15 protein-coding genes are annotated in these 16,722 nt (G+C 74.5%); 10 read left to right on the forward strand and 5 right to left on the reverse strand.

Annotation, left to right across the window (positions count from 1 at the left end; genetic code table 11):
- Positions 1-8 precede the first annotated feature (8 nt).
- The 3 genes from AB0D08_RS20665 (at position 9) to AB0D08_RS20675 (ending at position 2,305) form a co-directional block, all read left to right on the forward strand.
- A complete protein-coding gene (locus tag AB0D08_RS20665; RefSeq protein ID WP_063794262.1) occupies positions 9-1,139 on the forward strand; it encodes an AI-2E family transporter in 1,131 nt (376 codons plus the stop codon).
- Between the two features lie 81 nt (positions 1,140-1,220).
- Positions 1,221-1,763 (forward strand): GNAT family protein, encoded by a 543-nt coding sequence (locus AB0D08_RS20670; RefSeq protein ID WP_033817921.1) that lies wholly within the window; start codon positions 1,221-1,223, stop codon positions 1,761-1,763.
- On the forward strand, positions 1,760-2,305 hold the full coding sequence (locus tag AB0D08_RS20675) for a flavoprotein (protein WP_033817922.1): 546 nt from the start codon (positions 1,760-1,762) through the stop codon (positions 2,303-2,305). The genes AB0D08_RS20670 and AB0D08_RS20675 overlap by 4 nt, the downstream gene beginning before the upstream one ends.
- 23 nt (positions 2,306-2,328) lie before the next feature.
- Here AB0D08_RS20675 and AB0D08_RS20680 read toward each other — a convergent pair whose 3' ends face one another.
- Positions 2,329-3,288, reverse strand: coding sequence for an alpha/beta hydrolase (locus AB0D08_RS20680; protein ID WP_359890479.1), 960 nt, complete (start codon positions 3,286-3,288; stop codon positions 2,329-2,331).
- Positions 3,289-3,548: 260 nt separating this feature from the next.
- On the opposite strand from AB0D08_RS20680, the gene AB0D08_RS20685 reads away from it, so the two are divergent.
- From AB0D08_RS20685 to AB0D08_RS20695, 3 genes are all read left to right on the forward strand, one after another.
- Complete coding sequence (locus AB0D08_RS20685; protein WP_051811595.1) at positions 3,549-4,334, forward strand: fused MFS/spermidine synthase; 786 nt, start codon at positions 3,549-3,551, stop codon at positions 4,332-4,334.
- A 99-nt stretch (positions 4,335-4,433) separates the two neighbouring features.
- The gene (locus tag AB0D08_RS20690) at positions 4,434-5,282 is read left to right on the forward strand and encodes a class I SAM-dependent methyltransferase (protein WP_359890481.1); all 849 of its coding nucleotides are present in this window, start codon (positions 4,434-4,436) and stop codon (positions 5,280-5,282) included.
- Positions 5,283-5,696: 414 nt separating this feature from the next.
- The gene (locus AB0D08_RS20695) at positions 5,697-7,304 is read left to right on the forward strand and encodes an ABC-F family ATP-binding cassette domain-containing protein (protein WP_359890483.1); all 1,608 of its coding nucleotides are present in this window, start codon (positions 5,697-5,699) and stop codon (positions 7,302-7,304) included.
- A gap of 103 nt (positions 7,305-7,407) precedes the next feature.
- On the opposite strand, the gene AB0D08_RS20700 is transcribed toward AB0D08_RS20695, so the two are convergent.
- On the reverse strand, positions 7,408-8,214 hold the full coding sequence (locus tag AB0D08_RS20700; protein WP_033817908.1) for a carbon-nitrogen family hydrolase: 807 nt from the start codon (positions 8,212-8,214) through the stop codon (positions 7,408-7,410).
- 168 nt (positions 8,215-8,382) lie between these two features.
- Here AB0D08_RS20700 and AB0D08_RS20705 point away from each other — a divergent pair, with 168 nt between their 5' ends.
- Complete coding sequence (locus AB0D08_RS20705; protein ID WP_033817909.1) at positions 8,383-9,156, forward strand: glucose 1-dehydrogenase; 774 nt, start codon at positions 8,383-8,385, stop codon at positions 9,154-9,156.
- Between the two features lie 235 nt (positions 9,157-9,391).
- On the opposite strand, the gene AB0D08_RS20710 is transcribed toward AB0D08_RS20705, so the two are convergent.
- From AB0D08_RS20710 to AB0D08_RS20720, 3 genes are all read right to left on the reverse strand, one after another.
- The gene (locus AB0D08_RS20710; RefSeq protein ID WP_359890487.1) at positions 9,392-10,693 is read right to left on the reverse strand and encodes a transcriptional regulator; all 1,302 of its coding nucleotides are present in this window, start codon (positions 10,691-10,693) and stop codon (positions 9,392-9,394) included.
- Positions 10,694-10,831: 138 nt separating this feature from the next.
- Entirely contained in the window at positions 10,832-11,812 is a 981-nt protein-coding gene (locus AB0D08_RS20715; protein WP_359890490.1) for an NAD-dependent epimerase/dehydratase family protein, read from the reverse strand.
- Positions 11,809-12,819, reverse strand: a complete 1,011-nt coding sequence (locus AB0D08_RS20720) for a ScbA/BarX family gamma-butyrolactone biosynthesis protein (protein ID WP_359890493.1) — start codon at positions 12,817-12,819, stop codon at positions 11,809-11,811. Before AB0D08_RS20720 ends, AB0D08_RS20715 begins: the two co-directional genes overlap by 4 nt.
- Before the next feature lie 156 nt (positions 12,820-12,975).
- On the opposite strand from AB0D08_RS20720, the gene AB0D08_RS20725 reads away from it, so the two are divergent.
- The 3 genes from AB0D08_RS20725 to AB0D08_RS20735 all read left to right on the forward strand — a co-directional run bounded on the left by AB0D08_RS20725 (position 12,976) and on the right by AB0D08_RS20735 (position 16,598).
- Positions 12,976-13,650: a ScbR family autoregulator-binding transcription factor gene (locus AB0D08_RS20725; RefSeq protein ID WP_359890495.1), complete on the forward strand. Its 675-nt coding sequence runs from the start codon at positions 12,976-12,978 to the stop codon at positions 13,648-13,650.
- A gap of 573 nt (positions 13,651-14,223) precedes the next feature.
- Positions 14,224-14,886, forward strand: a complete 663-nt coding sequence (locus AB0D08_RS20730) for a ScbR family autoregulator-binding transcription factor (protein WP_051814096.1) — start codon at positions 14,224-14,226, stop codon at positions 14,884-14,886.
- A 164-nt stretch (positions 14,887-15,050) separates the two neighbouring features.
- Positions 15,051-16,598, forward strand: a complete 1,548-nt coding sequence (locus AB0D08_RS20735) for an MFS transporter (RefSeq protein WP_359890498.1) — start codon at positions 15,051-15,053, stop codon at positions 16,596-16,598.
- Positions 16,599-16,722: the final 124 nt, after the last annotated feature.

The following is a 16,722-nucleotide window of genomic DNA, read 5'->3' on the forward strand; positions in this document are numbered from 1 at the left end:
AGGTGCCCATGTCGGCGGAGCCCCCGCCCCCCACCCCGGCGGGCGGCCCGGCCCAGGACGACCGCCGCCCGTACCGCTGGCTGCCGCCCGCGGTCCGGGCCACCGCCGCCTGGTCGGCCGCGGTGATCCTGTTCATCGCCGTGGCCGCCCTGGTGGTCTACGCCTTCGTCGCGCTGCGCGCCGCCACCGTCCCGCTGCTGCTCGCCCTGCTGGCCACCGCCCTGCTCTACCCCGCGGTGCCCTGGCTGGTGCGCCACGGCCTCGGCCGGGCCGCGGCCGCCGGCCTGACCTGCGTGGTGCTGGTGCTGGGCGTCCTCGGCGTGCTCGCCCTGCTGGTCAACTCGCTGGTGCACAGCGCCCCGCAGATCGCCACCGCGCTGCAGGACGCGGGCGCGCGGATCGCCTCCTGGCTCGGCCCGTTCGGCGACAAGATCCAGCACGCCCTCCAGCAGGCCTCCGGCTCCGGCAGCCGACTGGTCAGCTCGCTCGCCGACGGCGTGGTCTCCGGCCTCGGCCTGGCCACCCAGGTCGCCACCGGCGGTGTCCTCGGCCTGGCACTGGTCTTCTTCTTCCTGCGCGACGGCCACCGCAGCCCCGACCTGGTCCGCTCCTACCTGCCCGGCGAGGCCGCCGAGAAGGTCATCGCCTGCGGCCGGCAGGCCTTCGACGCGATGGCCGGATTCATGCGCGGCACCACCCTGATCGCGCTGATCGACGCCACCTTCATCACCATCGGCCTGGTGGCCCTCGGGGTCCCCGGCGCGGCCGGCCTCGGCGCCCTGGTCTTCCTCGGCGCCTACATCCCGTTCATCGGGGCCTTTCTGTCCGGCTCCGCCGCCGTCCTGGTCGCCCTGGCCGACGAGGGCCTCGGCACCGCACTGTGGGTGCTCGGCGTGGTGCTCGCGGTCCAGGCGATCGAGGGGAACATCCTCCAGCCCGTCATCCAGAGCCGCACCGTCGAACTCCACCCGGCCACCATCATGATCGCAGTGGTGGCCGGCTCCGGCGTCGCCGGCATCATCGGCGCCCTGCTGGCGGTACCGCTGAGCGCGGCCGCCCTCGGGGTGGTCTCCGTGCTGCGCGGCACCGCCGGCACCCGCCGGCGCGGCGGCGGCCCGCCCGGCCCCGACCAGGGCTGATCCGGACCCGACCAGGGCTGATCCGGCCGGGGCCGGCAATTCGCTTGCGGTCGTGCCGTGGCCTTCGGTACCACTGGCCGCATGATGCAAGGCGAGAAGGTCACCCTCCGGGCCCGCACCGAGGCCGACGTCCCGATCCTGCACGGCGACCTCTACGACGACGTGCTGAACCGCTGCCGCGACAGCGCGAAGCCCTGGCGGCCGGTCGCGGCCGGCCCGTACTCACCGTTCACCCCGGCGGCACCGGCCGACACCTCCGCGGCGTTCTCCGTGGTCGAGGCCGCCACCGGCGAGCTCGCCGGCGAGGCCAACCTCTGGGGCATCGACCTGCACAACCGGGTCGGCCACCTCGGCCTGTCACTGCGCCCCGCCTTCCGCGGCCGGGGCCTGGGCACCGACGTCGTCCGGGTGCTGTGCGAGTACGGCTTCGCCGTGCGCGGCCTGCACCGGCTGGCCATCGAGACGCTGGCCGACAACGCCGCCATGCGGGGCGCCGCCCGCAGCGCCGGCTTCGCCGAGGAGGGCACGCTGCGCGCCTCCGCCTGGGTGTACGGCGAGTTCATCGACGAGGTGTACTTCGGCCTGCTCGCCGACGAGTGGCGGTCCGCCCGGGGACGCGCATGACCGGCGGCCGGGCACCCTTCCTGTACGTGGTGGTCTGCGCGGCCGGGGTGGCCGAGGGCGTCGGCACCCTGATCGGCGCCGCACAGCGGGAGGGCTGGCAGGTCGGGGTGGTCGCCACGCCGCCGGCGCTCGCCTTCATCGACCCGCAGGCCGTCCAGGAGCTCACCGGCCACCCGGTCCGCTCGGCCTGGCGGCGGCCCGGGGACCCCAGACCGCTGCCGCCCGCCGACGCCGTCGCCCTCGCCCCGGCCACCTTCAACACCGTCAACAAGTGGGCCGCGGGCATCTCCGACACCCTCGCCCTCGGCATCCTCTGCGAGGCTCCCGGCCTCGGCACGCCCGTCGCCGTCCAGCCCTGCCTGAACACCGCCCAGGCCGCCCACCCGGCCTACCGGGCCAACCTGGACACCCTGCGCTCGATGGGCGTGCTGATCGGGACCCAGCCGCCGGTCACCGGCAAGGAGACCGCCGGCCGCACCTTCGACTGGACCGAGCCGCTCACGCTGCTGCGCCCGGTCCTGGACGCGCGCCGCGACGTCTGAACACGTGCGACGGCGAGGGCGGCTCAGCCCTGCGCGGCCGGGAAGTACGCGTCGAGCCAGCGGTCCAGCTCGGCGAAGACCTGCTCCCGGACGGGCGGCGCGGACAGCACCAGGTCGTGCATGCCGCCCTCGATCCGCACGGTGGTGACGTGGCGGCCGAGCCGCGGCGCCAGGGCGGCGATGTCGTCGGCGCGCAGCACGGCGTCGGTGTGCAGCAGCGCCGGGTCCCACTTGTTGGTCACGGTCGACGCGGTCGAGGCCATCAGCAGCACCGGGCAGTCGATCTGCAGCCCCTGCCGGACCTGGCGGTGGCCGCGCTGGATGGCGGCCAGCCAGCCCGCGTACAGCGGGAAGCCCTCGGCGGGCTTGAGGGTGAGGTCGAAGTCCCAGCTGCCGCGGTGGTCGCGGTGCAGGCTGTGCACGTAGTGCGGGTTGAGCGGGGCCGGCAGCTTGCGGGTGGCGGCGAACCGGCCGAGCGCCTCGAGGGCGGGGGCGCCCAGGGTGCGGACCGCGGGCGCGGCCGGCATCGACAGGAACGGACTGTTCAGGAACAGCCCGTCGACCAGGCCGCGCCCGGCCCGCCGGGAGGCCCACAGGGCGGCCGCCAGACCACCGGTGGAGTGGCCGTTGACCAGCAGCCGGGTGTGGCCGTCCTGCTCGCGGATGATCCGGACCGCCTCGTCCAGCTCCTCGTCGTACGCGGTCAGGTCGCGGACGAAGTTCGGGGACTGGTGCGGCCGCAGCGAGCGGCCGTACTTGCGCAGGTCCAGGGCGTAGAACGAGAACCCAGACGAGACGAAGTGGTCGGCGAGGTTGGTCTGGAAGAAGTAGTCGGTGTACCCGTGCAGGTAGAGCACCGCGCGGGTGGCACCGGGCACCGGCCGCCGGACCAGGGTCGCCGTGACCGGCCCCTCCTCGTCGGCGGTCAGCGGCAGCTCGGCCGCCTCGTACGGGGTACCCAGGATGTCTTCTCGGAACTCCACGTCTGCCGCACCCATAATCTCTGCCTCGACCTGCCGTGACGGGGGACCAGCTGCCCTGCGAGCACGACCATACCGGTCGGTAGCCCGGTGCGTGGCGCCGGCCGGGCCACCGGGGCCTATGCTGCCGTCATGCCGAGACCAGCCGCCGCGGGGACCCGCCGTGACCTGCCCCGCCGAGCCCCGGCGACCACCGCGTGAGCGCCTCCGCGCCCGAACCCCGCCCGGTCGAACGGGCGGTCGGCCTCGGCACCGCCAAACTCATGCCCGACCTCGACCGGGACGGCGGCTGGCTGCTCACCCTCGACGGCACCCCGCAGTCCTACGTCGACCTGGCGGACCCGACCCACCTGGAGTTCGAGTACGTCCGCCGCCTCGCCCACCTCGCCGACGCCATCGCCCCGGCGGGCCGGCCGCTGACCGCCCTGCACCTGGGCGGCGGCGCCCTCACCCTGCCCCGCTACCTCGCCGCGACCCGGCCCGGCTCCCGCCAGCGGGTGGTCGAGGTGGACGGGCCGCTGGTGCGCTTCGTCGCCGACCTGCTGCCCTGGCCGGACGGCATCGAGGTCACCGTCGGCGACGCCCGGGCCGCCCTCGCCGAGGCACCCGCGGCCGCCGCGGACCTGCTGGTCGCCGACGTCTTCCACGGCTCCCGCACCCCGGCCCACCTGACCACCGTAGAGTTCCTGGAGCTGGCCGCCGCCGCTCTGCGCCCCGGCGGCTGCTACGTGGCCAACCTCGCCGACGGCCCGCCGCTGGCCTTCGCCCGGGCGCAGGCCGCGACCCTGCGCCGGGTCTTCCCGTCGACCTGCCTGATCGCCGAGCCGGCCGTCCTGCGCGGGCGCCGCTACGGCAACATCCTGCTGGCCGGCTCCACCGGCGAGCTGCCGGTCCGGGAGCTGAGCCGCCGGGTGGCCGCCGACCCGTTCCCCGCCAGGCTCGCCGACGCGGACGAGCTCGCCGGGCTCGCCCGGGGCGCCCGCCCGGTCACCGACGCCCACGCCGAGGACTCGCCGCCGCCGCCCGACGGCGCCTTCAGCGTGGGCTGACCCGGCCCGACCGCGGACGCCGCGCCCGGGCGGTGCACGGCCGGGCGCCCGCGCGGATGTCAGAATGCCGGGGTACCGGACGGGTGGAGGAGCGGGGACATGACGGACGATCAGCCGACAAAGGTCAAGGCCGACCTGGCGGACGTGCCACGGACCGCGCTGTGGACCCTCTACCAGCGTGCCGTCGAGGCCCGGCGGCCCGACCGGATCCTGCACGACCCGAAGGCCGTCGAACTGGTCGACCGGATCGACTACCCGTTCGCCGAGCGGTTCGGCACCAGCGCCGTCCAGGCCCAGCTGCAGGCGCTGCGGGCGTCCTGCTTCGACCGTGAGGTGCTGGACTTCCTGGCCCGGGAGCCGCGCGGCACGGTGGTCTGCCTGGGGGAGGGGCTGGAGACCCAGTACTGGCGGGTCGACAACGGCCGCGCCCACTGGCTGACCGTGGACCTGCCCGAGGCGGTGGAACTGCGCGAGCGGCTGCTGCCGCCCGGCCCGCGCCAGCGCTACCTCGCCGCCGACGCCACCGACCTGCGGTGGGCCGAGGAGGTGGACCGCAGCCGTGAGGTGCTGATCACCGCCCAGGGCCTGCTCATGTACCTCCGGCCGCCGCAGGTGAAGGCCCTGATCGCGGGCTGCGCGGAGGCCTTCCCCGGCGCGACCTTCCTGCTCGACGCGGTGCCGCGGTGGTTCGGCGCGCTGTCGGTCCGCGGCCGGCTGCGGACCGGCAGCTACCAGGCGCCCCCGATGCCGTGGGCGATGGACGCGGACGAGCGGGCGAAGCTCCGTACCGCCAGTGCGGCGGTGGCCGTGGTGCGGGACGTCCGGCCGGCCGGCGGGCGAGGGGCGGTCGGCGCCCTGCTGCCGTTCGTGCTGAGGGTCCCGCCGCTGTCCGCCTACCGTCCTTCGGTCACCGCCCTGGAGTTCGCGGGCCGGGCGGCGCAGCCGTAGCCGGACGGCATTCCGGACGGTGGTCCCCGGGCGGACACGGTCGGCGCGGGCAGCTTCGGTGCTGCCCGCGCCGATTCGCGTCCGCGCAGGTCGAGTCGGTGACCGGGGCCCGTTCCCGGCGCCGCGCGGGGCGGGTTGCGGCGGTGGATCCGGGCGGAGCCGGAAATCGGGGGAGCGGATCCGGGGAGATAGGTATACGCTGTAGAAGAACTGCCGCCGTTCATTGGAGAAGGCCGTTGCTCTTCTGAGGTCATGTCACGCCGCACCCCCCGTGGTGCGTGCCGCGCTCCCGCCGACGGGCCGTCAGGGCCCGCCGTACGACAGCCGCTCCCCGTGGAACCACCGGGGGCCGGCGATGTCGCTCCGTGATCGCCGCCCCGCCGTGCCGGGGCCCATGACTCCTCAGGAGGCTCCATGTCCATGGCCAACACTTCCGTCGTCTGCTCCGAGCTCACCTTCGCCTGGCCGGACGGAACCCCCGTCCTCGACGACTTCTCCCTGGTCGTCGGGTCCGGCCGGACCGGCCTGATCGGGGTGAACGGCTCCGGGAAGTCCACCCTGCTGCGGCTGATGGCCGGGGAACTCACCCCGGCGAGCGGCTCGGTCAAGGTCACCGGCGAGCTGGGCTACCTCCCGCAGACCGTCGTCCTCGACGCCGAGGTCCGGGTCGAGGAGCAGCTCGGCATCGCCGGGATCCGCCGCGCACTGAACGCGATCGAGGCCGGCGACACCCGTGAGGAACTCTTCACCGTGGTCGGCGACGACTGGGACGTGGAGGAGCGCGCGCGGGCGACCCTCGACCGCCTCGGGCTCACCCACGTACCGCTGGAGCGCCGGATCGGCGAACTCTCCGGCGGGGAGTCGGTCCTGCTGTGCCTCGCCGCGCAGTTCCTGCGCCGCCCCGACGTGCTGTTCCTCGACGAGCCGACCAACAACCTCGACCTGGAGGCCCGCCGCAGGCTCTACGACGCGGTCGCCGCCTGGAAGGGATCGATGGTGATCGTCAGTCACGACCGCGAACTGCTCGACCTGGTGGACCAGATCGCGGACCTGCGGGACGGCGAGGTGCGCTGGTTCGGCGGCAACTTCGCCGAGTACGAGCGGGTCCTCGCGGTGGAACAGGAGGCGGCCGAGCGGATGGTGCGGGTGGCCGAGTCCGACGTCCGCCGGCAGAAGCGCGAACTGGCCGACGCCCGGATCAAGTTGGACCGGCGGGTGCGCTACGGCAACAAGATGTACGAGACCAAGCGTGAGCCCAAGGTGGTGATGAAGGAACGCAAGCGGCAGGCGCAGGTGGCCGCCGGCAAGCACCGCAACATGCACCTGGAGCGCCTCGAGGACGCCAAGGACCGGCTGACCGAGGCCGAGGAGGCGGTGCGCGACGACCGCGAGATCCGGGTCGACCTGCCGGAGACCTCGGTCCCGGCCGGGAAGACCGTGCTCACGCTCTCCGAGGTGGAGCTCCGCTACGGCACCCGCGCCCACCTGGAGGTGCGCGGAGCCGAACGGATCGCCCTGGTGGGCCGCAACGGCGCGGGCAAGAGCACGCTGCTGCGGACCATCACCGGCGAACTGCCCGCCGTCGCGGGGGAGGTCAAGGTCGGCGTCCCGATGCGCTACCTGCCGCAGCGCCTCGACCTGCTCGACGAGCGGCTGACGGTGGCCCAGAACGTCGGCAGGTTCGCCCCCGAGGCCACCGACAACGCCATCCGGGCCCGGCTGGCCCGCTTCCTGTTCCGGGGCCGGCGGGCCGACCAGGAGGTCGGCACGCTCTCCGGCGGGGAACGGTTCCGGGCGACGCTCGCCGCGCTGCTGCTCGCCGAGCCGCCGCCGCAGCTGCTCCTGCTGGACGAGCCCACCAACAACCTGGACCTCGCCAGCATCCGCCAGCTGACGCAGGCGCTCCGGGCCTACCAGGGGGCGCTCATCGTGGTCAGCCACGACGTCTCCTTCCTGCGGGACCTCGGGATCACCCGGTGGATCCGCGTCGACGGCGACACCTCGGACATCGATCCGCTGTGACGCCGCCGGCCGGCCCGTCCGGTCGCGTGCCCGTCCGTCCCACGGACACGCGACCGGACCGGCGGGCCGGGTCCGGGACCCCGCGGCCCGGGACCCCGCGGCCTCAGGCCGTCGGCAGGGGTGCGGGCAGGGGCAGTGCGAGGACGCGGTCGCGAAGGGCGGGGAAGTCCGCCCGGACGGTCCGGACCAGGGCGGGGTCGATGTCCACGGTGAGGACCTGCTCGGCGGCCCCCGCCTCCGCCACCACCTCACCCCGCGGGTCGACCACCAGGCTGTGCCCCGCCATCTCCACCCCGGCGTGGGTACCGGCCGTCCCGCAGGCGAGGACGTACGCCTGCGACTCGACGGCGCGGGCCCGGGCCAGCACCGACCAGTGGCCGAGCCGGGCCGCGGGCCAGCCCGCGCACAGCACCAGGAGTTCGGCGCCCGCGTCGACCAGGAGCCGGAACTGCTCGGGGAAGCGCAGGTCGTAGCAGGTGGCCAGGCCGAGCGTGGTCGGCCCGGCGGGCGCGGTGACGATCTCGCTGCCCGCCTCCATCAGCACCGCCTCGCCGCTGTCGAAGCCGAACCGGTGGATCTTGCGGTAGGTGCGCTGCAACTGCCCGTCCGGCCCCAGCAGCAGTGAGGTGTTGTGGAGCCGGCCCCGGTCGTCGCGTTCCACGATCGACCCGGCATGGACCCGGCTGCCGGCGTCGGCCGCGGCGGCGGCCAGCATCCGGAGGGTCGGACCGTCGAGCGGCTCGGCGCTCGCGGCGAAGTCGTCGAAGGAGAACGCGCCGACCGTCCAGAGTTCGGGCAGGACGACGAGGTCGGAGTCGGGCAGGCCGCGGACCAGGTCCGCGACGCGTCGGCGCCGGTCGGGGAGGGACTCGGCGGGGTCGACGTCGAGCTGGATGAGGGAGATGCGCATGGTGCCACCGTTCAGGGGTAGTCGGTGCGAGCGGTCCGCAAGGCGGTTACGGGATGGGTGAGTTGGCCCCGGGGAGCTGGCCTCGGGCCGGAACGCCAGTGGTCCCCGGCCCGGCGCCGGTGCGGACCTGCGCCCATGGATGTGATCAACGGATGAAAGACTCGGGGAATGGCTGATGAACACGGATTCCTGTCCGGCAGGACGGTACTGATCACGGGTGCGAGCAGCGGCATCGGCGCCGCCGCGGCCCGGGTCTTCGCACGCGAGGGCGCGGCGGTGGTGCTCACCGCCCGCCGTGAGGAGCGGCTCGCCGCCCTGGTGGACGAGCTGCGCGCGCAGGGCGCCCGCGCCGAGTACGTGACGGCCGACGTGACGCGCTCCCAGGACGCGGTGCACGCGGTGGAGTTCGCGGTGGAACGCTTCGGGCGGCTCGACGCGGCGTTCAACAACGCGGGCTACGGCGTCGGCCGGACACCGCTGCACCTGATGGACGACCAGGTCTACGACGAGATCATGGACACCAACGTCCGCGGGGTGTTCAACTGCCTGCGCCCGGAGATCGCCGCGATGCTGGCGGGCGGCACCGGCGGGGCGATCGTCAACACCAGCAGCACCGGCGGCCTGGTCGCCACCCCGGTCGCCGCGCCGTACGTGGTGTCCAAGCACGCCGTGATCGGCCTGACCAAGGCCGCCGCCGCGGAGTACGGCGGCCAGGGCATCCGGGTCAACGCGATCGCGCCCGGGACGACCCGCAGCGAGATGGTGGCCGACTGGTTCGCACAGAACCCGGGCGCCGAGGAGATGCTGCACCGGGCCACACCGCAGCCACGGACCGCCGAACCCGAGGAGATCGCCGAGGCGGCCGCCTGGCTGTGCAGTGAGCGCGCCTCCTACGTCACGGGCGCCACGCTGGCCGTCGACGGCGGATTCACGATCCTCTAGAACCCGTCCGGCAGATCTCGTCGGATCGGCGCGCGGCGTCGGGTGCCCGTCCGGGCGTGCGCCCGAGTCGGCCTCGTACTGGACGTGCTCGGGCGATTCGGGTGTGCGTCCGGACGGGGTGATCCGGCGCCGCGCGCCCGGCAAGGTCCGCCGGACGGGCTCCGGCACCCGACACGGCATCAGGTGCCGGGCCAGGCGGTCCCCGTGCGGCCGGGCCGGCGGGCCGGCGGTCCGGTCAGCCACGGCGCGGCCCCGGGCGCCGCCCGGCCGCCAGCCGGCGGTAGACCTCGATGGGCGGGACCTGCGCGGCCACCGGCGCCGCGGCGGCGAACACCGCCTCCGGTTCGCGCAGCACCGGCCTGCGCCGGGGGCGGTCGCGGTGCCCGGGCACCACCCGCGCCGCGTACTCCTGCTCGCGGGCGCGCAGGGCCGCCAGCCCCTGCCGGATGCCCTCGGCGAGGAGCGCCCGGACCGCCGGCGACGGGCCCTCGTCACCCGGGCCGCCGTGGTAGTCGTACGTGCGGTGGCGGGCCGCCGCGGAACGCGCGCTGTCGCGGTCCGCCTCCAGCGCGGCGGCACGCTGACGCGGCGTTGCCCAGATCTCCGTCGCGCCGCGCAGCCGGTACGCGAGCAGGGCGGCCGGGCGCCGGATGTCCCGGGGCGCGTCCCTGAGGTTCAGCCAGGCCCGTACCTCGTCCGCACTCCAGCCCGCGTCCGCGGCGGACCGGGCGAGCCAGGCCACCCTGGCGACCGGGGCGCGGTGCAGCCACGGCACGATCCGGACCAGCTCGGCGGCCAGCGCGAAGCGGCGGCGGACGGTGTTCGGCCGGTGGCCGGCCTCCGGGTGCGCCGTCGAACCTTCCGCCGTGGTCACCCGATTCCCCTCGGAGGGGTGAGTAGTACGGTCCGCAGAGATCGTATGAGAAGTACCCACCCGCATTGGGGTGCAATGACGGCGTCCGGCCGGCCGCCCACGGCGCCGGGTACGGGCCGCCTTGCGGGACAGCGCGGCGATCCGCCGGCGGCCGTGCTCGGCGATGCCGACCAGGCGGCGGTGGGGCCCCGAACCGAGGGTCCGCAGGCCCAGGGCACGGTCGAAGGCGAGCGGGATGCAGCGGGCGAACTCCGAGGCCCGGCAGCCCAGTCCACGGATCCGGCCGCCCTTGACCAGGTAGGCGAGCAGGCCGCACTCGCGCAGCGCCGCCAGGTGGTACTGGACCATGCGCTCGCCCAGGGCGAGACGGCGCATCAGATAGGCGACGCCGGGCCTACACGGCGTCAGATCCCTCAACAGGAGCGCCAGTCGGAGCGTCGTGGCGCCGAGGCGCGGGTGCAGGCGGGTCTCCAGGGCCCAGTGCACGGCCTGCATCCAGGAGTGTCCGTCGCGGCTGAGCCGGCCCGTGGTGGTCGACAGCCACTGGGCGGCGGGCGGTGCGAGCTGCGGCGCGTCGGTGAGCTCGGGGGCGCCGGCGGGAGCGGGTACGGCGGGTATCGCGGGTGCGGCAGGGGAGTGCGGGTGCATCGGCGGGTGGTCCATCTGTTCTGTCTGTTCGCTTCGCTCTGTTCGGTGTGCGGTTCGACCGGCCGTGCGCGGGGCTCGGCGGACAGCGAAAGGCCCCGGTGGGTGCACACCGGGGCCTTGGCGCGTCGGCCCGGGAAAGCCGGGCGGGGGCGGCTACTGCGAGGTCGTCGACGGGTGTCCGTCCGCCCGGGTGAGCCCGAGCTGTTCGCGGTACCACGGGGCGTGGCGGGCCAGGGAGTCGGCGAGCCCGGTACCTTCCGGGCAGCCGGACTCCCGCCACAGGCGGTCACTGGCGAACCAGTGGTCGGTGGAGAGCATGGCGAGGTGGTGCAGGAGGACGGGCTCCTCCGCGAGCCGTCTGCGGGCCTCGGCGGCCGGGATGTCCTCGGCGGCCGGCGGCAGGCCGACGGTCCGGACCAGGGCGTCGAACAGCTCGGCGCAGGTCACCGGGACGGGGTGGTTGGCGTGCCAGGCGCCCGGGAGCCCGGCCGGCGCGGTGGCGGCGGCGACCGCGACCCGGGCGAGGTCGGACACGTCGACCACCGACATCCGGGCCCGCCAGCCGTCGACGGACGCGGCCAGCCGCCCGTGGAGCCGGGCCAGCCCGGGGACCACCCAGCGGTCCCCCGTACCGAACACCAGGTGCGGGCGCAGGACCGTGCCACCGGCGTCGAGGACGATCCGTTCGGCGGCGGCGCGGCTGCGGCTGGCGGGAGATCCCGGCGCGACAGCCAGGCTCTCGGGCCCGGCGTCGCGGAAGGTGCCGCGGCCGTACACGGACGCCGTGCTGACCTGGACGAGGCGGCGCACGCCGTGCCGCTGCGCCGCCTCGACCAGGGCGCGGGTGCCGTGCTCGTTGACGGCCTCGACCGCCTCGGCGGGCCCGGCGATCCGGGCGGCGCAGTGCAGCACGATGTCGATGCCGTCGCAGATGCCGTCCAGGGTGGCCGGATCGGTGAGGTCGGCGCGGACGTGCGCGGCGCCGGAGTGTGCCGTACTGAGCGAGGATTGATGCTGCATCAGGGTCAGCCGGACGCCGGGGACGGTGCGGGCGGCGGCGGCGACGTGCCGTCCGATGAAGCCGCCGGCGCCGGTGATCAGGATCCGGGGGGCGGTGCCGTGGGCGGGCGTCACCGGGTGGAGCCGGGGGTGCCGGTTCCGGGCGTGCCGGGGGCGCCGAGGACGCAGCTGAAGACCAGGGCGCCGTCCTGGAGTCCGGTGACCCGGACCGCGCGTTCGCCGGACCCGTTCGGGGCCAGCGGCTCGGCGTCGATCCAGCACGGGCGGTCGAGTTCGCAGTAGCGGTGGAACTCGCTCTTCATCCGGACCGGCAGAAACGGTTCTGCAGGGTCGATGGCCTGGGCGGCCTGGCGGGCCGCCTCGATCAGCACCATGCCCGGGACGTGGTCCACCGGGTGGTCGAACAGGATGGGGTGCTGGTCATCGGCGCACAGCTGCCAGCGCAGCGGCTCGGCGGTGGGGGAGAGGACCACGTCGCTCTCCAGGAACCTGCCGACCACGGCGGGCGCGAGGGCGGCCGGCAGCGGGCGCAGGGCCGTGGCGGTGCGGCGCTCGCCGCGCACCCGCCGGTAGACCTCCGGGCTGGTGCAGTCGAAGGCGGCGCCGCCGGAGGCGATGACCTGGCCGCCGGAGTAGAAGGTGACCTCGTAGCGCATGCCCACCAGGCGGCTGCCCCGGCGCCGGATGTCGGAGCAGATCACGTCCAGTTCGAGGTCGGCGGGCGCGGCGCCGACCGCGGCCCGGCCGGGCCGGACGCTGTGGTGCAGGCCCCACATCAGGAACTGGGCGCCCAGCGGGACGCCGAACTCGGCGTGCGCGAGCAGAGTACCGACCTGTCGGACTGTTTCGGCCGTGAGCAGCGGGTCGTAGTGCCGGCTGACCGGGGTGAAGTAGCTGTGCGCCCGCGGCCACTGGCCGGTCAGCGCGAACCGGTTGTCGGCGGTGCGGCTCCAGCCGGTCAGGAAGACCTCGGCCACGGCCGCCCGGTGCACCAGTTCCCTGGGAACAGTGCTGGTCAGGCGGTTTCCCTCGGCCGCCGGGCGGCGGCTCCCCGGTATGGCGCGCCGGGCGGGAACCGCGGTGGGCTGCATGATGTCGCGCGGAAGCGTTACAACAGACACGAATCCCCCATGAATGTCAGTGTCTTGGGGGCGGCAGCTCCACCCCTGTCGAGTAAGATACATACCAACCGGTTCTTTTGGTAGCCGGATGTGAAGGTCACTAGGCTGGCCGACCGGATCGCCCTCAGGGGGCGGATGTATGACAGGAGAGTCCCCATGGCAGTGAGGCAGGAGCGGGCCGTCCGCACCCGGAACGCGATCGTGCGCGCGGCCGCGTCGGTCTTCGACGAGTACGGCTTCGAGGCCGCCTCGGTCGCCGAGATCCTGGCCCGGGCGTCGGTCACCAAGGGGGCGATGTACTTCCACTTCACCTCCAAGGAGGACCTCGCCCGGGGCGTCCTGGCCGAGCAGACCATGCAGGTGGCGGTCCCGGAGTCGGGCTCCAAGGCGCAGGAGCTGGTCGACCTGACCATGCTGGTCGCCCACGGCCTGGTGCACGACCCGATCCTGCGTGCCGGCACCCGGCTCTCCCTGGATCAGGGCGCGGTGGACTTCTCGGACGCCAACCCGTTCGGCGCCTGGGGCGACATCTGTGCGCGGCTGCTGGCCGAGGGCAAGGAGCGCGGCGAAGTGCTCCCGCACGTCGACCCCAAGGAGACCGGCGACTTCATCGTGGGCTGCTTCACCGGTCTGCAGGCCGTCTCGCGGGTCATGTCGGACCGCCGGGACCTCGGCCGGCGGATCTCGGTGATGTGGAACCACGTCCTGCCCACGATCGTCGCGCCGTCCATGCTCACCTGGATCGACGTCAGCGAGGCGCGGATCGAGAAGGTGGCCGCCGCGGCTGTGGCGGCGCAGCCCGCGGAGGCAGCCGCCCCGGACGTCGCCTAGGGCGCGTTTGCAAAGTCCGCCGGGGCCGCGACGCCGTGCATCCTCCCCCAGCCTTCGGCCGGGCGGTGCCCCCAGCTGAACGCACGCCCGAATCACCCAAGTACGACCCAGTACGAGGGCGATCCGGGCGCACGCCCAGCCGGGCGCCCAACGCCGCGGCCTCATCCGACGCGACTTTGCAAACGCGCCCTGGCTCGCGCCCCGAGTCGCGCTGCCGGCTCCCTTGACGATCGCGTGCCTGGCCTCCCGAACGGGGCGCCCGGCACGTTTTTCGTGCCTGCTCCCGGGGTCGTGGGGTCCGGTCGGGAGGGGTGTGGCCGAAAAACAAGGCGAACGGTCTGCTTTGACTTGGCAAGCGGGTCCGGCGGTTTGTATCGTGGTGCCCGCCGGGCCCCGCGGTCTGCCCGGGGCGCCGGTCGGCTGCTCCGCTCAGGTGTGTGCGGGGCTGTCCCCGGGCGGCCGTACCGCGGTGCGCCGCCGCCCGGTTCCCCTCACGCTGCGCGGGGCGCACCGAGCCGCCCCGACTCCTGACGGCGCCGTGCGCGCGCCCGAAGGCCCATGCCAGGAGCTCTCTTGACGCCCAAACAGGAACGTGCCGTCCGCACCCGCAGCCGGCTGGTGCTCTCGGCGGCCGAGGCCTTCGACCGGCAGGGCTTCGCGGTGGCCTCGTTGACCGCGATCAGCCGCAGCGCCGGTGTCAGCAACGGCGCCCTGCACTTCCACTTCGAGAGCAAGGAGGCGCTCGCCGTCGCGGTCGAGACCGAGGCGGTGGGCCGGGTGCGGGCGGCGGTCGACGACTCCGCGCGGCCCGGGATCTCCGCCCTCCAGGTGCTGGTGGACGCCACGCACGTGCTCACGCAGCGGCTGCGGGAGGACGTCGTGGTGCGGGCCGGGTTCCGGCTGGGCGGTGATGCGGCCCGGGGGGTCGGGAGCGGTCTGCCGGTGCAGTGGCATCGGAGTGTCGTGCGGTTGGTGGATCGGGCCCGCCTCGACGGCTCGCTGACCTCGGCCGTGACGCCCTCCGATGCCGCCGCCGCGGTGGCCGCGGTCGTCCTCGGGTCCGAGGTGCTGGCCCGGTTCGACCCGGCGTGGCTCGGTCCGGACCTGGTCGCCGGGTTCTGGGACCTGCTGTTGCCGCGACTGGCCGCCGGCCCGGTGGAGCGCGGCCAACTGGACAGCGGACCGGCCGGGTTCGGCGGACCGCCGGCCTCCGCCCGGCCCTCGTGGGCCGGCTGACCGGAGGGCCGTCGCCCGCCCGTCACCGGGCTCCCGTGGGCCGTCCCGCGCCCCGCATCCGGCGTGGCCGGACGGCCCGTCGCGCAGTTCACTTGTACAACGTATAACTGTGCTCTACGCTGTAGAGCACATCCTCGCACTCGTCCTTTGGGGGCCCCTTGCACATCACACAGAGCGCGGCCGCCCCGGCCGTGGCCCGCAACCCGAGGCGCTGGGTGATCCTCGGCGTCATCTGCCTCGCTCAGCTCGTCGTCCTGCTGGACAACACGATCCTGAACCTCGCGATCCCCTCGCTCACCGAGGACCTCGGCGCCAGCACCGCCGACATCCAATGGATGATCAACGCCTATGCGCTGGTCCAGTCCGGACTGCTGCTCACCGCGGGCAGCCTCAGCGACCGCTACGGCCGCAAGCGGGCGCTGATCACCGGTCTGGTGCTGTTCGGGCTCGGCTCGCTGGCCGCCGCGTTCAGCCAGTCCTCCGGCCAGCTGATCGCCGCCCGCGCCGGGATGGGCATCGGCGGGGCCCTGCTGATGACCACCACACTGGCAGTGATCATGCAGGTCTTCGAGGGCGACGAACTGCCGAAGGCGATCGGCCTGTGGGGCGCCGTCAGTTCGCTCGGATTCGCCGGCGGCCCGCTGCTCGGCGGCGTCCTGCTCGCGCACTACTGGTGGGGCTCGATCTTCCTGATCAACGTGCCGGTCGCGGTGATCGGCGGGCTGGCGGTCGCCAGGCTGGTACCGGAGACCAAGAACCCGCTGGGCAAGCGGCCGGACCTGGTCGGCGCCGTGCTCTCCACCATCGGCATGGTCGGCGTGGTCTACGCGATCATCTCCGGCCCCGAGCACGGCTGGACCTCGGTCGGCGTGCTGGTACCGGCCGTGGTCGGACTGCTCGCGCTGGCCGGGTTCGTCCGCTGGGAGCTGCACGTGCCGTTCCCGATGCTCGACATGGGCTTCTTCCGCAACCGGCGCTTCAACGGCGCGGTGGCCGGCGGCATCCTGGTCGCGTTCGGGATGGCGGGCTCGCTCTTCCTGCTGACCCAGCACCTGCAACTGGTGCTCGGCTACAGCCCGCTGGCCGCCGGTCTGCGGATGGCCCCGCTGGCCCTGACCATCGTGGCGCTCAACCTGCTGGGCGTCGGGGCGAAGGTGCTCCCCAAGCTGGGCTCCGCCGGGACCATCGCCGCCGGGATGACCCTGCTGGCCGGCGGCCTCGGCGCGGTCGCCACGGTGGGCGGCCGGGGCCACGGCTACGGCGGCATGCTGATCGGCCTGCTGCTGATGGGCTGCGGCATCGCCCTGGCGATGCCGGCCATGGCCAACGCCATCATGGGCGCCATCCCGCCGGAGAAGGCCGGCGTCGGGGCGGGCGTCCAGGGCACCATCACCGAGTTCGGCGGCGGCCTCGGCGTCGCGGTCCTCGGTGCGGTGCTCAACTCCCGGTTCGCCGCGCTGCTCCCCGCCGCCCTGGGCGCGGGCACGGCCGGCTCCCTGCACGAGGCGCTGGCCGCCGCCCCGACGGCGGAGCTCCAGGCCCGGGTCCGGGACGCGTTCGCGGACGGGGTCAGCGCCAGCCAACTGATCGGCGCCGCCGCCGTCCTCGCCGGCGGTCTGGTCGCGGGCCTGCTGCTGCACCGGGCGGCCCTGGCCGAGGCGGCCGCCCAGGACGCCGACAACGGCCGCGAACCGGCGGCAGCGTCCGCCTGATCCGTCACCGGCGGCAGCGGCCGCCGGTATGTACTTCTCCGACAGCTATAAGAGCGTCGCCGCCCAACTGCCCGGCCTGTTGCGGGACGCTGCGCGGGCCGTCGCCCACTACGACAGCGGCGAG

The organism is Kitasatospora sp. NPDC048540 (assembly GCF_040651175.1).
GTDB lineage: Bacteria > Actinomycetota > Actinomycetes > Streptomycetales > Streptomycetaceae > Kitasatospora.